Raw genomic sequence first — 14,544 nt, 5'->3', positions numbered from 1 at the left:
CCGTTTTCGCTACGTTTTAGAGATGTTTGGAAAATGCGGCAGTATCCGTTAAAGCCGAATGATGTTCAACACATCGCCCGACAGGCTGACCTGTACGCCCGCGCCCCACAAAGGGTCGCGACGCAGATCCTCCGAAACCTTGTAGTGGCCTGCGATGGAGACCAGTTCAGCGCTCATTTGCTGACAGAAAATCCTGGCTTTCGTGTCGCCTTTGACGCCGGCCAACACTCGACCACGCATCGGGCCGTATACATGGATGTTGCCATCGGCGAGAAGTTCCGCCCCCGGACTGACCGAGGAGATCACCACCAGATCGCAGCCCTGGGCATAAATCTGCTGCCCACCGCGTACGGGCGAGGTGATGATTTTCGTTGGCTTGATCGTCGGCTCCGGCGGTTTTTCCGGTTTTTTCTGGACTTGGCCTTCGAACGGGTCCAACGGACGCTCACGGGCGCCGGACGGTGGCAGCACCGGCAGGTCGACCGCGATGGCCGCGGCAATGTCTTCGATGCGGCTGGCACGGATTGCCAGGGTGCGCAGGCCATGCTGGCGGCAGACGCGCATCAGGCCCGGCAGATCGACTGCGCCTTCGCCGGCCGGAAGTTTGTCCAGGGCCAGCACCAGTGGCGCGTTACTGAAGAAGTTAGGCGCCTGGGCGACCTTGGCGGCCAGTTGACGATCGAGGTTCTCGAGGTCGTTACGAGCCAGTTCCAGCACCGTAATGGCGAGCATGCTGCCCTTCAGCTGGAACACGGGATCTTGGTCTAGCGGTTCGGTTTGGCTCATGGTCGGCATACAACGACTTGTCACTAAAAGTGCCGAGACTTATAACGAGAACGCCCGCGAGCCGCAAGCCGGGTCGAACGATGTAGAATGCGCGGCCATTGTCTTTCCGGAACCTTTAATGGAACGCCCGCGTTTTCGAACAGCATTTCTATCTCCACGTTTTTGGCCGCTGTGGTGTGGCTTGGGGCTGTTGTGGCTGATTGTCCAGCTGCCGTATCCGGCGTTGCTGTCGATCGGTCGCGCCCTGGGTGCATTGATGTATCGAGTAGCGGGCGACAGACGGCGCATTGCCAAGCGCAATCTGGAACTGTGTTTCCCTGAAAAAACCGCTGCCGAGCGCAAGCGCCTGCTCAAGGAAAACTTCGGCTCAACGGGCATCGCGTTTTTCGAAATGGCCATGAGCTGGTGGTGGTCGCGCGAGCGTCTGGCGAAGCTGGCCCATGTCGAAGGGTTGGAGCATCTGAAAAAAGCCCAGCGCGACGGCAAAGGCGTGATCCTGATGGCCGTTCATTTCACCACGCTGGAAATCGGCGCGGCGTTGCTCGGCCAGCAGCACACCATCGATGGCATGTACCGCGAACACAAAAATCCACTGTTCGACTACGTCCAGCGCATGGGGCGCGAGCGGCACAACGTCGATTCGCTGGCGGTGGAGCGTGACGACGTGCGCGGCATGCTCAAATTGCTGCGCGCAGGCCGGGCAATCTGGTACGCACCGGATCAGGACTATGGCGCCAAGCAAAGTATCTTCGTGCCGCTGTTCGGGATTCAGGCTGCTACCGTCACCGCCACCAGCAAGTTTGCGCGGTTGGGCAAGGCGCTGGTGGTGCCGTTCACTCAGGAACGTCTGGCGGACGGCAGCGGTTATCGACTGGTGATTCATGCACCGCTCGAGGGTTTCCCCGGCGAAACCGAAGAGGCCGATTGCCTGCGGATCAACCAATGGGTCGAAGGCGTCTTGCGCGAATGTCCAGAGCAATACCTTTGGGCTCATCGCCGCTTCAAGAGTCGCCCACCGGGCGAGCCGAAGCTGTACGCAAAACGCGGTTGAACCACCGTCCTTATAAGCACCATGGAGTGTTGCGATGAGTCCTGCTGAACCGGTTACAGGGTTGATTCTTTCCGGCGGCGGGGCTCGGGCGGCCTATCAGGTGGGTGTGCTGGCGGCGATTGCCGAGCTGTTACCGGTCGGCGCGAGCAATCCGTTTCCGGTGATCGTCGGCACCTCGGCCGGCGCAATCAACGCGGTCAGTCTCGCCAGTGGGGCGATGGATTTTCGGGGTGCGATTCAACGTCTGACAGCCTTCTGGCAGGGCTTTCGCAGTCATTTGGTGCTGCGCAGCGACTGGCCGGGTGTGATCCATCAGGCCAGCCGTTTTGTCACCCACAGTTTGCTCGGGATTGGCGCTCAGGTGCCGGTGGCCTTGCTCAACAGTTCGCCGCTGCGCAGATTGCTCGACGACAAACTGCAGATGAGCGGGATTGCCGAGGCTATTGCACAGAAACAGTTGCAGGCGGTTGCGGTGACCGCGTTCGGCTACGAGTCCGGTCAGGCGGTGACCTTTTATCAGGGCGGCGGCACCATCAATGCCTGGTTGCGCCATCGGCGAATCGGCGTCCCCACTCAATTGACCGTCGATCACTTGCTGGCCAGTTCGGCCATTCCGCTGTTATTTGCGCCAGTGAAAATCGGTGAAGAGTATTTCGGCGACGGCGCGGTACGTCAGTCGGCACCGATCAGCCCGGCGCTGCACCTGGGCGCCAGCCGGGTGCTGGTAGTGGGCGTCAGCGGCAACCCCCGCGGCGTCGACCCGGAACAACCACTGCAACGCGCCTACACCGGCCAGCAGCCAAGCCTGGCGCAGATCGGTGGGCACATGCTCAACAGCACGTTCATTGACAGCCTGGAAAGTGACATCGAGTTGCTGCAGCGGCTCAATCAGTTCAGTCATCTGCTGCCCGATGGCACACCGACGCGCGCGCTGGGTGTGGCGCCGGTAGAGGTGCTGGTGATTTCGCCGAGTCAGCCGATCGATGAGATTGCGGCGCGGCATCGGCAGGAGTTGCCGGCGGCGCTGCGTCTGTTTCTGCGCGGGCCGGGGGCGACCAAGACGAGCGGGGCGGGGGTGCTGAGTTATCTGCTGTTCGAGTCGGGGTATTGCAGCGAATTGATTGATTTGGGGCGCAGGGATGCGTTGGCCAAGCGCGAGGAGTTGTGCCGGTTCCTCGGGTTGGCGGAGCCTGTGGTTTCGGCTTGAGATTTTTTGTGTTGCGGCCATTCGCGAGCAGGCTCGCTCCCACAGTTGAAATGCATTCCAATGTGGGAGCGAGCCTGCTCGCGATGGCGTCCTTACAGACGCCGCCGGATCAGAAGTGCACCTTGACCAGGAAGCTGGTCACGCTCTGATCAGTTTTGAAACCCTGGCTGTCTTCGATGCCGTACTTGTTTTTCCAGTAGTCATACTCGACACCCACGTACAACTGCTTCTCGCCCAGGTTCAGCGCCTTGCCCAAGTCGTATTTGACCTGTGGATTGAAGTGCAGGTTGGCGTGGTATTCGCCTTTTTTGTTGACGTCGTTGTCGACCACCCAGTCCATGAAACCATCGACCAGGATGTTCGAATCGCCCACCGGGATGGTGTAGGACCAGACCGGTGTGACCTGCCAGATATTGTCTCCCGGGCGGTCGCCTTCGGTATGACGGTTGTAGAAGTTCAGCTGGAAGTAGTCGAAGCCCGGGATCGCCAGATCGAAACCAGGACCGATCAGGTAGGACTCGGTATCGTTTTCACCGAACTCGTAAGTCATGGCCAGCAGTACGTCTTTGACTGGGCCGAATTCGAGCTTTTGGTCGAAGATCTTGCCGAACGACAAGCGCGGGCTGATCTCGCCGTAGTAGGTGTTCGAGCCCGCGTAGCTATCGTCCTTGCCGTTGTAGAAGATCTTGTCGACGAACATGAAGTTGTCGCCGTATTTCCAGCCATCGGCGTGTTCGAAGGTCACCGTCTGCTGAATGCGCGGGTTGACCTGGAAGTCCTTGCCATACAGGTAGGTCAGGCTGTTGTTCTGCCATTGCAGCAAGTCGCCGGCCATGGCCTGGCCCCCGGCCAGCAATGATCCCGCCAGCATCAGGCTAGTGCACGTACGTTTCATTCGGTTGCTCCCAAAAAGTAGGTGTTCCACGTTATTTTTTTAAGGTCGGCGCTCTGGTGTGGCGCCTTTTTCTGTAGCTGTAAAAAATCATCCATTCGGTCAGCTTCAGTGCTGTTAGCAAGAGCTGAGCCAAGGCTTTTGAAAAGCCAAAAATCTCCCGCTCGGCGGCTCAAGAGCAGTCGATTGAGAGTGGTTTTGGAGTGCCTTGGTACCGTCCAGTGCCGGGATAAGTTGGCTTTCTGGTCAGGAATTAAATCCGGGCTTTTTTTTAGACCAGATTCGGGCGGCCGCGGAGAATACTGACTCCTTGGCCAGGTCTCAAGTGCCCCGCAACAGCGCACCGACGACAGGTTTGGAGCACGGTTGCGGATCATCTAGAAATGCACCTTCACCAGCAGGCTGGTGGTGTTTTCATTGGTGTCGAAGTGGGTGCTGTTTTCGATGCCGTATTTGTCTTTCCAGTAGCTGTATTCGACGCCGACGTACACCTGTTTCTCCCGCCAGCCCATGGCCTTGCCCAGGTCGTACTTGATCTGCGGGTTGAAGTGCAGGTTGGCGTGATAAGTACCCTGTGAGTTCTGGTCGTTATCCACGACCCAGTCGATGTAGCCGTCGATCAACAGGTTCGAGTTGCCCAATGGCAGGGTGTAGGACCAGGCCGGCGTGATCTGCCAGACATCGTCGCCGGGACGCGAGCCTTCGGTCTGGCGATAGTAGAAGTTCAAGGTGAAAAAGTTGAAGCCCGGTACTGCGAGGTCGAAACCGGGACCGATCAGATAGGCCTCGGTGTCGTCTTCGCCATTCTCGTAGGTCATGGCCAGCAACACGTCCTTGATCGGGCCGAATTCGAAACGACGATCGAGGATTTTGCCGAACGACAGGCGCGGACTGAACTCGCCGTAATAGGCGTGAACGCCTTTGTTCCGGTCTTTCTCGCCGTTGTAGTAAGTGCTGTCGACGAACAGGAAGTTGTCGCCGTACTTCCAGCGGTCGGCGTGCTCAAAGGTGATTGTCTGCTGGATCGACGGGTTGACCGCGAAATCCTTGCCATACAGATAGCTCAGGCTGTTGGTCTGCCACAGCAGCAGATCACCGGCCATGGCCTGACTGGCGGCCAATAGACCACCGCCTAACAGCATGTTTGTCTGTGTCCGAATCATCTGTTGCTCCCTCTTGTTTTTATTGTTCGTGGCGAGGGGATTTATCCCCGTTCGGCTGCGAAGCAGTCGTAAAACAGGCGAATGCGGTTTGCTTGAGAGAATGCTGGGGCCGCTTCGCGACCCAACGGGGATAAATCCCCTCGCCACAGAGGTTTGATCAGTGCGGGTGCGCGTGGCAGTCGTTGATGGCCGCGCGTTCGGCGCCGCCGAGGATGTTGAACAGCAGGTTCAGCGACAGCGCACTCAGCGTGGCCATGGCGATTCCACTGTGGGTAATCGGGCTCATCCACAGCGGAAGGTGGGCGAAGAATTCCGGACGGACCACCGGGATCAGCCCCATGCCGATGCTCACCGCCACCAGCAACTGGTTGCGACGGTCACCGATGTCGGCTTCCTGAAGAATCTTGATGCCGGTGGCGGCGACCATGCCGAACATCGCAATCGCCGCGCCGCCCAGTACGGCGGGTGGAATCGAGGCCACCAGAAACGCCGCTTTCGGCAACAAACTCAACACCACCAGCAAACCGCCGGCGACGATGGTCACCGAGCGGCAACGCACGCCGGTCATCTGCACCAGGCCGATGTTCTGCGCGAAAGAGGAGTGGGTGAACGTGTTGAAGAAACCGGCGAAGAACGAGGCGCCGGCATCACACAACAAACCGCGACGCAGCATCCGTGGGCAGACGTCCTGACCGGTGATTTTGCCCAGTGCCAGGAACATCCCGGTGGACTCGACGAAGATGATCACCACCACCAGGCACATGGACAGGATCGGTGCGAGTTCGAACTTCGGCATGCCGAAATGCAGCGGGGTCACGAATTGCAGCCACGGTGCCTGGGCCATGCCGCTCAGGTCGACCATGCCGATCAGGCCGCAGAGCACGTAACCCAGGCACATGCCGATCAGCACGGAAATGTTGACCCAGAAACCGCGCATGAAGCGGTGGACCAGCAGAATGGTGGCCAGCACCAGCGCGGCGATGGCCAGGTAAATCGGCGAGCCGAATTGAGCGGCGCCCGCACCACCGCCGGCCCAGTTCACGGCCACGGGGAACAGCGACAGACCGATCGAGGTGATGACCGTGCCGGTCACCAGAGGCGGGAAGAAGCGTACGACTTTGGACATGAATGGCGCGATGATCATGCCGAAGAATCCGGCGGCAATGGTCGCGCCGAAGATCCCTTGCAGGCCGATGCCCGGCATGCCGGCCATGGCGACCATGCTGCCGACCGCGGCGAAACTGGCGCCCATCATCACTGGCATACGGATGCCCATGGGGCCGATGCCCAGCGACTGCACGATGGTAGCGATCCCGGCTACCAGCAGGTCGGCATTGATCAGGAAGGCGATTTCTTCACGACTCAGGCCAGCGGCCTGTCCGATGATCAGCGGCACCGCGATGGCTCCGCCGTACATCAGCAGAACGTGTTGCAGGCCGACCAGGATCAGCTGCAAGAGGGGCAAACGCTGAATGGCGGGTGCGTCGGGGATGCGGGCTTTGGATAGCTCGGACATGCAACACCTCGGATCTTTTTTATTCTTGTGATTTTTGCAGCACGCCACCTTGTGGGAGCGGGCTTGCTCGCGAAGAGGCCATTGGATTCAACATTACTGTTGACTGACCCGACGCTTTCGCGAGCAAGCCCGCTCCCACAGGGTATGTGTCGTACCTGTAGGTGGGGGTTGCCCGCGAAGCTTTTGCTATTTAATTGGTGGGAGCTCCCTGAACAATCCACGCGCCGATCAGGTCCCGCTCCTGCTGGGTCATCTGGGTGATGTTGCCCAGTGGCATGATCTGGCTGGTGACGGCTTGTGCCTGGATGCGCGCCGCGTTCTGGCGGATCTGCTCGGGGGTATCGAACATCACGCCAGCCGGTGCGGCACTGAACAGCGGGCTGGTCGGTTTGGCCGAATGGCAAACTGCGCAACGCTCCTGAATCACACTGTGCACCTTGTCGAAACCGGGGCCGGCGTTGGACGCCTGAGCCGGTGCAGCGGCAGGTGCAGCAGGTTTCGCCGCTTCAGGTTTGGCACCACCACCGAGGGCGGTTTCCGGCAACGGCTGGTACTCGATGGTGCCAGGGGCCTTGGCCACTTCAGGGGCGCTGGGCATCTGCGCCGGGCCAGTCACGTAAGCCAGGCAGATCATGCCCACTGCTGCGACGGGCAAGGTCCAGGCAAATTTGTGGCTGTCATGACGGGTGTTGAAGTAGTGACGCACCAACACCGCCAGCACCGCGATCCCGGCCAGGATCAGCCAGTTGTATTGGCTGCCGTAGGTGCTCGGGAAGTGGTTGCTGATCATGATGAACAGCACCGGCAAGGTGAAGTAGTTGTTGTGACGCGAACGCAGCAAGCCTTTGGCCGGCAGCGCCGGATCGGGTGTGCGGTTTTCGGCAATCGCGGCAACCAGTGCGCGCTGCGCCGGCATGATGATGCGGAACACGTTACCGACCATGATGGTGCCGATGATCGCGCCGACGTGCAGGTACGCACCACGACCGCTGAACACTTTGCTGAAGCCGTAAGCGGCGCCAATGATCAGCACGAACAGGATGACGCCGAGCAGGGCAGGGCGTTTGCCCAGGGCCGAGTCGCAGAGGAAGGAGTAGACGAACCAGCCGACGAACAACGAGGCAATGCCCAGTGCGACCCCTTCAGGGCCGGTCAGGCTGCTGCCCGGTGCCAGCAGGTACAGCGTCGGGTTGGAGTAGAACACCACGCACAGCAGCGCGATCCCCGACATCCAGGTGAAATAGGCTTCCCATTTGAACCAGTGCAGGTTGTCCGGCATGGTCGGTGGGGCCAGTTTGTATTTTTCCAGGTGGTAGATACCGCCGCCGTGGATCGCCCACAAATCGCCCGCCAGACCACTTTTCGGGTTGACCCGATTGAGGTTGTTTTCCAGCCAGACGAAATAGAACGACGCACCGATCCAGGCCACGCCAGTAATCATGTGAACCCAGCGCACGCTCAGGTTCAGCCATTCCAACAGATGTGCTTCCACAGTCTTTACCTCTCGCCTGTCACTCTGTTGTCGAGTGATCAGACCTTCTCTTATTGGTGGGGGGCAAGGATCAAACGCTCATCCTCTTTGAAAAAATGCTCATCGCAGTTATTGCCTGTGCCACTGCGATCAACCACCAGGAAGTCATCCCGCTTTTCGATCGTCAGCACCGGATGGTGCCAAACGCCGCGATGGTAATTAATGCCCTGCCTGCCGTTGGTGACGAAGGCGCGGACCAAGCCTGATACAGGTTCATCGCCAAGTGGCGCGACCACGATCAGAAAGGGGTTGCCGAGCAGCGGAATGAAAGCCTGGCTGCCCAGCGGGTGACGCTCCAGCATGCTGACGGTCAGCGGCATATCCTGCGCGTCGGCGCGGAAAATGCTGATGATCGCGTTGTCCTCTGGCGTGGCGGTTTCAACCGTCGCCAGTTTGTGAAAGCGCATGGTCGAACCGTTGTTGATCATGAAGTGATCGCTGCCGTCGGTTTCGATCACGTCACCGAAAGGGGCGAAGGCTTCTTTGGTCAGCGGTTCAATCGTCAATGTGCGCATGCTGGTCTTCTTACCTTGAATTCTGTGTTGTTTGTTCTGACGCCTTCGCGAGCAAGCCCGCTCCCACATGGGAATGCATTTCAAATGTGGGAGCGGGCTTGCTCGCGAATGGCCTCACTACTTATTTAGCTACTTTGCCCAATACGCGCAGGCGGCTCACACCACCATCCGGGAACACGTTCAGGCGGATGTGGGTGATCGGGCCCAGCGCCTTGATCTGCTCGGCGAAGGTGTGTTCGGCGTGCATTTCCAGTTTCTGTGCCGGCAGCAATTCGCGCCAGAACAGCGATTGGGTTTCGATCTGGCTGTCGGTGCCGCCCTTCACGAAGGCGCCCTGGATCGAGCACGTGTCCGGGTAGTTGCCCTTGAAGTGCAGGGTGTCGACGATGACTTTTTCGATCTCGCCGGCATGACCCAGCGCGACGATGACCCAGTCATTGCCTGGCGTACGACGACGCGCAGTTTCCCAGCCGTCGCCCATGTTGATGCCACGGCCCGGGTTGAGGATGTTGCTCATGCGACCGAAGTGTTCGTCGGAGCAGGCGAGGGCGCGGCCACCGTTCAGGGCTGCGGCCAGGTCAATTTGCTCGTTGTCGCCCACAGCGGACCAGTCGCGGAACGGAATACCGTAAACACGCAGACGGGCCACGCCGCCATCCGGGTAGATGTTGAAGCGCAGGTGGCTGAACGCCTGGTCGTTGTTGATTTCGTGGTAGTGGTGGCTGTTGCCTTGCAGCTCGACGGCGGACAGCACTTCAGTCCACTGGGTGTTGTCGTCCGGCTCGCCCGAGGCCAGGAAGCACGCTTCCAGTGAGGCCGATGGCGGGAAGTTGCCGGTGAAGAATGAAGTGTCGATGTCCACGCCCTTGATCGAGCCCGGAACGCCCAGGCGGATCACGGCGCTGTCGTAGCCTTCGAAGCGCTTGCGGCGCGACTCCCAGCCGTCCATCCACTTGCCGTTGTCATCGAACACGCCCTCCTTCCACACAGCCGGGGTCGGCTGGAACAGGCGGTTGGCATCAGCGAACCAGTCATCGGTGACCGAGATGATTTTGGTGCCCAGACGGGCGTCGGCCAGGTTGACGAACTTCTCGAAAGGTACGGCGTAAGCTTTCATTCTTCTTGTCTGCCTTTAATTAGTTGGCTTGGGATGCTTGCTGCCCTGGGTGTCTTCGCGTTTTCAACACCCGGGTACTTTTTACAAGGGCAGCTCGCTATAGGGTCAGTAATCGGAACAGGGCGATCTTGTTAATCTCCGCCAGCGCGCATTTGAATTCGGTGTCGGCCGAGTTGTGAATGCGCGTTTCGAACGCCGCGAGGATCTGATGCCGGTTGCTGCCTTTTACCGCCATGATGAAGGGAAACTTGAACTTGGCCTTGTAGGCGTCGTTCAGCTCGGTGAAGCGTTGAAACTCTTCGGCCGTGCATTGGTGAATACCGGCGCCAGCCTGTTCATTCGTGCTGGCTTCGGTCAACTGGCCCTGTACGGCGGCTTTGCCGGCCAGGTCCGGGTGAGCGACGACCAGCTCAAGCTGACTGGCGTGATCGGCGCTCAACAGGATGTCGCTCATGCGCTGGTGCAGGGTTTCGATCTGGTCGAGCGAAGCGTCCTGGCCCAGGTCGAAGGCCTTTTCGGCCACCCATGGCGAATGTTCGTAGATGTCGGCGAAGGCAGCGACAAACGCATCGCGGCTCAGGGTCGACGGTTTCAGGGTTTGGAAGTGGCTCATTTCGCGGCCCCTTGATACGGGTGGGTTTCGTGCCAGTGGCGAGCGATGTCGACGCGACGGCTGAACCACACCTGTTCATGACTTTTAGCGTATTCGATAAAGCGTTTGAGCGAGGCCAGACGCGCTGGACGACCAATCAGGCGGCAGTGCAAACCGATCGACAGCATCTTCGGCGCTTCGGCACCTTCGGCGTACAGCACATCGAATGCGTCTTTGAGGTATTCAAAGAAATCGTCGCCCTTGTTGAAACCCTGGACCTGGGTGAAGCGCATGTCGTTGGTGTCCAGCGTGTACGGAATCACCAGGTGCGGCTTGCCGGTCGGGTTGTTTGGTTCCCAGTAGGGCAGGTCGTCGTCGTAGGTGTCGCAGTCGTAGAGGAAACCGCCTTCTTCCATCACCAGTCGACGGGTGTTCGGACCGGTGCGGCCGGTGTACCAGCCCAGTGGGCGCTCGCCGGTGATTTCGGTGAGGACGCGGATCGCTTCGAGCATGTGCTCGCGTTCTTGCGCTTCGTCCATGTACTGGTAGTCGATCCAGCGATAGCCGTGGCTGCAGATCTCGTGGCCGGCATCGACCATTGCGCGGATCACATCCGGGTGACGCTGGGCGGCCATGGCCACGGCGAAGATGGTCAGCGGAATGTCGAATTCCTTGAACAGTTTCAGAACCCGCCAGACGCCGGCACGGCTGCCATACTCGTAAAGGGATTCCATGCTCATGTTGCGCGCGCCTTGCAGCGGCTGCGCCGAGACCATTTCCGAAAGGAAGGCTTCGGATTCTTTATCGCCGTGCAGGATATTGCGCTCGCCGCCTTCTTCGTAATTGAGCACGAAGGACAAGGCGATGCGGGCATTGCCCGGCCAGTGTGGGTGAGGAGGGTTACTGCCGTAACCGATCAGGTCGCGTGGGTAGTCAGCGCTCACTGCAGTCTTCCTTCTTGTTCGTGGTAACAGGTTGTGTGAGGCGGCCTGCAGTGTGATGACAGGCTGGCGTCACAGCGATGGGCTGATTGTATACAACTTTATATCCACTTTGTAAGCCTGTTTTTTTGCATTTTTCACTGACTGTCATCTTCACATGTTATTGCAAGAAACCTGCCTGATTGGTCAGCTAATGGATAGAAGGTCCTTTGGCCCTATGGCTCGGCGGCAGATTCGGCGGGAATCCCGGAATGACGGGTATAGCGGTAAATATGTTGTTTTTATTGTGTACAATTTTTTTGAAAAGTGTCTTAATCAGTCGCTCGCCGCAGCGTTTCGTGCTCCGAATCGGTGCGGTCTCCTTTTCAACTGACTTCGGGAGGCGCGAGGTCTGACTGCTCCACGCAGGCAGGCGCGCAGAATCAATGGGACGTTTGACTACTCACGTTTTAGACGCTGCACATGGTTGCCCGGGCAGCTCGATCAAGGTCGAGTTGTACCGCGTTGAAGGTTCGCAGTTGGAATTGGTCGCCACTGCGATAACCAACAGCGATGGCCGGGTCGATGCACCGCTGCTGCAAGGCGATGACTACCGTTCCGGGGTCTATCAGGTTCAGTTTCATGCGGGCGATTACTACCGCGCCCGTGGCGTTCAGCTGCCAGAACCGGCGTTCCTGGATGTGGTGGTGCTGCGTTTTGGCATCTCTGCGGAACAGGATCACTATCACGTGCCATTGCTGATTTCGCCGTACAGCTATTCGACGTATCGAGGCAGTTGATCCCCCAAGCAGCTGCCTCCTCCGAGAAGCGACTGCGCATATAGCTTCTTTGGTCTTTCGCCCGCTCACACTGCGGGCTTTTTTTTGCCTGTTGGAAAGGTGTCGCTTGTGCTGACGCCATCGCGAGCAAGCTTTGCTCCTACAGGTTTTGTGTCGCTCGCCTGCAATGGACGAAGCAAAACCCGTAGGAGCAAAGCTTGCTCGCGATGCTTTTGCTGTTTAGCGGCTCAACAGAGACGCAGCCCCCGCACCACTAAACAACCCCGCACTCACCCGGTTAAACCAGCTCTGCCCCTTGCCACTGCGTAAATACCGCGCCGCACCATGAGCACCCAACCCATAAGCCAACTTGCACAGCAAATCCAGCACGGTCCAGGTCGCAATCATCATCAGCAACTGCGGCAGGAACGGCTGCTCGGCACTGAGGAACTGCGGGAGGAAAGCGGCGAAGAACAGAATGTCTTTCGGGTTACTGGCGCCCAGCATGAACGCGCGCCCGAACAGTGCGCGAAAGCGTGGCACTGGCGCAGCCTGGGGCACTTCAGCGCCGTGGGAGGGCAGGCGCGATTGCTGCCAGCTCTGCCAGGCCAGGTAGAACAGGTACAGCGCCCCGACGATTTTCAGAGCGCTGAACAACTGTTCCGACGCCAGCAACAAGGCGCCCAAACCCAGCGCCGACGCACTGAGCAAGCAGATCGACGCACTCACGCCCCCCAGAAACGCCGGGTAAGAACGGCGCAAACCGTAATTCAGACTGTTGCTGATCATCAGCAAAGACAGTGGCCCCGGGATCAGGATGACCACCAGCGCAGCGCCGCTGAACAGCAGCCAGGTTTCCAGACTCATCACTTTCCTCCATTTGCACAAAAGCCTCACCCGACGGGGTGAGGCTGTTTTGAAACCTGCTTTTGAATCGTAAACGGTTTACAAGAAAATGAACTTGGCGATGAAGATCGCGCAGAGCACCCACAGACTGATGGAAATTTCCTTGTGTTTACCGGTACAGGCTTTCAGTACCACGTAAGTGATAAAGCCCAGCGCAATACCGTCGGCGACCGAGAAGGTCAGGGGCATCATGATCGCGGTGACGATCGCCGGAATGCTGTCGGTCGCTTCGTCCCATTCGATGTGCTTCATGCCGCCCATCATCAGCATTGCCACATAAATCAGCGCACCGGCGGTTGCGTAAGCGGGGATCATGCCCGCCAGCGGTGCGAAAAACATTGCCGCAATAAATAGCACACCTACGGTCACGGCGGTAAGACCAGTCCGACCACCAGCGGCTACACCCGCGGCACTTTCCACGTAGCTGGTGACCGGCGGAACACCGACCATCGCGCCGAATACGCTGGAAGCACTGTCGGCTTTCAGGGCGCGGGAGAGGTTTTCGATCTTGCCATCCGCGTTCACCAGGCCGGCGCGCTGGGCGACGCCCATCAGGGTGCCGGCGGTGTCGAACATGTGCACAAAAAGGAAGGCCAGCACCACGCTGATCATGCTGACGTTGAATACGCCGGCGATGTTCATGGCCATCCAGGTCGGCGCCAGGCTCGGCGGAGCGGACATGAGGCCCTCGTAGTGCACCAGGCCCAGGCCCCAACCCGCCAGGGTGACGGTGATGATGCTGATGAGAATCGCGCCGAACACTTTGTGGTAGCTGAGTACGGCGATCATCAGGAAGCAGATGGCGGCCAGCAGCGGACCAGGTTCGCGCAGGGAGCCGAGCTTGATCAGGGTGGCCGGGCTGTCGACCACGATGCCCGCGGTTTTCAAGCCAATCAGCCCCAGAAACAAGCCCACACCGGCGCCCATGGCAAAGCGCAAACTCACCGGGATGCTATTGAGCAGCCATTCGCGGATCCGCGAAAAGGTCAGGAACATGAACAGCACACCGGAAACAAACACCGCGCCAAGGGCGGTTTCCCAGTTGTAGCCCATGGTGCCGACCACGGTGTAAGTGAAGAAGGCGTTGAGGCCCATGCCCGGTGCGAGCCCGACCGGCCAGTTGGCGTACAGACCCATCAACAGGCAACCGAGCGCGGCGGCGATACAGGTGGCGACGAACGCGGCACCGTGATCGATCCCGGCGTCGGCCATAATGTTGGGGTTGACGAAGATGATGTAGGCCATGGTGATGAAGGTTGTCAGACCGGCAATCAACTCGGTCTTCACCGTGGTGCCATGCAAGCTGAGTTTGAAGATGCGCTCCAGCCAGCCATTGCGTAACGGCGGCGAGAGTTCCAGCGTCGAGGCTTCGGATTTGCGGCTTTCCACAGCGAGTACTCCTCAAGAGTTTTATTGTTATTTCCAGGGCCGGACCCATGAGGGTGGCAGCGACCCTTTGAGGTACTTGCGAATTTGTTGACCGCTTGGTCAGGAACTCGCACGAAGTGGATTATGCTTTTGTATACAAATAATGCAAATAATGTTTTTGATTTTGTAGACGAAAAGTTT

The 14,544-nt window shown here is 59.0% G+C and carries 15 protein-coding genes; 3 read left to right on the top strand and 12 right to left on the bottom strand.

Translation table 11 applies throughout. The features are described from left to right. Window positions 1–48: 48 nt before the first annotated feature. A complete protein-coding gene (gene minC, locus KGB03_RS19790) occupies window positions 49–786 on the bottom strand; it encodes a septum site-determining protein MinC (protein WP_134099203.1) in 738 nt (245 codons plus the stop codon). A 118-nt stretch (window positions 787–904) separates the two neighbouring features. Here minC and KGB03_RS19785 point away from each other — a divergent pair, with 118 nt between their 5' ends. Next, a complete protein-coding gene (locus KGB03_RS19785) occupies window positions 905–1,837 on the top strand; it encodes a lipid A biosynthesis lauroyl acyltransferase (RefSeq protein WP_192410506.1) in 933 nt (310 codons plus the stop codon). Between the two features lie 34 nt (window positions 1,838–1,871). Then, a complete protein-coding gene (locus tag KGB03_RS19780) occupies window positions 1,872–3,044 on the top strand; it encodes a patatin-like phospholipase family protein (RefSeq protein ID WP_223528452.1) in 1,173 nt (390 codons plus the stop codon). Window positions 3,045–3,153: 109 nt separating this feature from the next. On the opposite strand, the gene KGB03_RS19775 is transcribed toward KGB03_RS19780, so the two are convergent. The 9 genes from KGB03_RS19775 to puuE form a co-directional block, all read right to left on the bottom strand. Next, on the bottom strand, window positions 3,154–3,939 hold the full coding sequence (locus tag KGB03_RS19775; RefSeq protein ID WP_223528449.1) for an outer membrane protein OmpK: 786 nt from the start codon (window positions 3,937–3,939) through the stop codon (window positions 3,154–3,156). After that, window positions 3,936–4,313 (bottom strand): hypothetical protein, encoded by a 378-nt coding sequence (locus KGB03_RS19770; RefSeq protein ID WP_223528446.1) that lies wholly within the window; start codon window positions 4,311–4,313, stop codon window positions 3,936–3,938. The genes KGB03_RS19775 and KGB03_RS19770 overlap by 4 nt, the downstream gene beginning before the upstream one ends. Beyond that, window positions 4,314–5,099 carry an outer membrane protein OmpK gene (locus tag KGB03_RS19765; RefSeq protein ID WP_223528442.1) on the bottom strand — a complete coding sequence of 262 codons (786 nt, stop codon included), beginning with the start codon at window positions 5,097–5,099 and terminating at the stop codon, window positions 4,314–4,316. It lies immediately after the preceding gene. A 157-nt stretch (window positions 5,100–5,256) separates the two neighbouring features. Then, window positions 5,257–6,615 (bottom strand): nucleobase:cation symporter-2 family protein, encoded by a 1,359-nt coding sequence (locus tag KGB03_RS19760; protein WP_076027965.1) that lies wholly within the window; start codon window positions 6,613–6,615, stop codon window positions 5,257–5,259. 190 nt (window positions 6,616–6,805) lie between these two features. After that, window positions 6,806–8,107, bottom strand: a complete 1,302-nt coding sequence (locus tag KGB03_RS19755) for a urate hydroxylase PuuD (protein WP_218535778.1) — start codon at window positions 8,105–8,107, stop codon at window positions 6,806–6,808. A 50-nt stretch (window positions 8,108–8,157) separates the two neighbouring features. Next, window positions 8,158–8,661, bottom strand: a complete 504-nt coding sequence (locus KGB03_RS19750; RefSeq protein ID WP_007960046.1) for an ureidoglycolate lyase — start codon at window positions 8,659–8,661, stop codon at window positions 8,158–8,160. A 121-nt stretch (window positions 8,662–8,782) separates the two neighbouring features. After that, on the bottom strand, window positions 8,783–9,778 hold the full coding sequence (alc, locus tag KGB03_RS19745) for an allantoicase (protein ID WP_218535780.1): 996 nt from the start codon (window positions 9,776–9,778) through the stop codon (window positions 8,783–8,785). A gap of 97 nt (window positions 9,779–9,875) precedes the next feature. Further along, window positions 9,876–10,391: a 2-oxo-4-hydroxy-4-carboxy-5-ureidoimidazoline decarboxylase gene (gene uraD, locus KGB03_RS19740; protein ID WP_218535783.1), complete on the bottom strand. Its 516-nt coding sequence runs from the start codon at window positions 10,389–10,391 to the stop codon at window positions 9,876–9,878. Beyond that, a complete protein-coding gene (puuE, locus tag KGB03_RS19735; protein ID WP_008146148.1) occupies window positions 10,388–11,314 on the bottom strand; it encodes an allantoinase PuuE in 927 nt (308 codons plus the stop codon). The genes uraD and puuE overlap by 4 nt, the downstream gene beginning before the upstream one ends. Window positions 11,315–11,736: 422 nt before the next feature. On the opposite strand from puuE, the gene uraH reads away from it, so the two are divergent. Continuing rightward, window positions 11,737–12,090, top strand: a complete 354-nt coding sequence (gene uraH, locus KGB03_RS19730) for a hydroxyisourate hydrolase (RefSeq protein ID WP_008146146.1) — start codon at window positions 11,737–11,739, stop codon at window positions 12,088–12,090. Between the two features lie 219 nt (window positions 12,091–12,309). On the opposite strand, the gene KGB03_RS19725 is transcribed toward uraH, so the two are convergent. Both KGB03_RS19725 and KGB03_RS19720 read right to left on the bottom strand, forming a co-directional pair. Further along, window positions 12,310–12,936 (bottom strand): LysE family translocator, encoded by a 627-nt coding sequence (locus KGB03_RS19725; RefSeq protein ID WP_223528439.1) that lies wholly within the window; start codon window positions 12,934–12,936, stop codon window positions 12,310–12,312. A 78-nt stretch (window positions 12,937–13,014) separates the two neighbouring features. Further along, on the bottom strand, window positions 13,015–14,364 hold the full coding sequence (locus KGB03_RS19720) for an NCS2 family permease (protein WP_192410513.1): 1,350 nt from the start codon (window positions 14,362–14,364) through the stop codon (window positions 13,015–13,017). Between the last annotated feature and the right edge of the window lie 180 nt (window positions 14,365–14,544).

The organism is Pseudomonas sp. BF-B-26 (genome assembly GCF_019956495.1).
Lineage (GTDB): Bacteria > Pseudomonadota > Gammaproteobacteria > Pseudomonadales > Pseudomonadaceae > Aquipseudomonas.
This window is presented reverse-complemented; position numbering and strand designations above follow the sequence as displayed.

Coding starts and splice junctions, on each gene's coding strand:
- KGB03_RS19785 (WP_192410506.1), top strand. CDS start 905: ATGGAACGCCCGCGTTTTCGAACAGCATTTCTATCTCCACGTTTTTGG.
- KGB03_RS19725 (WP_223528439.1), bottom strand. CDS start 12,936: ATGAGTCTGGAAACCTGGCTGCTGTTCAGCGGCGCTGCGCTGGTGGTC.
- KGB03_RS19760 (WP_076027965.1), bottom strand. CDS start 6,615: ATGTCCGAGCTATCCAAAGCCCGCATCCCCGACGCACCCGCCATTCAG.
- KGB03_RS19775 (WP_223528449.1), bottom strand. CDS start 3,939: ATGAAACGTACGTGCACTAGCCTGATGCTGGCGGGATCATTGCTGGCC.
- alc (WP_218535780.1), bottom strand. CDS start 9,778: ATGAAAGCTTACGCCGTACCTTTCGAGAAGTTCGTCAACCTGGCCGAC.
- minC (WP_134099203.1), bottom strand. CDS start 786: ATGAGCCAAACCGAACCGCTAGACCAAGATCCCGTGTTCCAGCTGAAG.
- KGB03_RS19750 (WP_007960046.1), bottom strand. CDS start 8,661: ATGCGCACATTGACGATTGAACCGCTGACCAAAGAAGCCTTCGCCCCT.
- uraD (WP_218535783.1), bottom strand. CDS start 10,391: ATGAGCCACTTCCAAACCCTGAAACCGTCGACCCTGAGCCGCGATGCG.
- KGB03_RS19765 (WP_223528442.1), bottom strand. CDS start 5,099: ATGATTCGGACACAGACAAACATGCTGTTAGGCGGTGGTCTATTGGCC.
- KGB03_RS19780 (WP_223528452.1), top strand. CDS start 1,872: ATGAGTCCTGCTGAACCGGTTACAGGGTTGATTCTTTCCGGCGGCGGG.
- uraH (WP_008146146.1), top strand. CDS start 11,737: ATGGGACGTTTGACTACTCACGTTTTAGACGCTGCACATGGTTGCCCG.
- KGB03_RS19770 (WP_223528446.1), bottom strand. CDS start 4,313: ATGATCCGCAACCGTGCTCCAAACCTGTCGTCGGTGCGCTGTTGCGGG.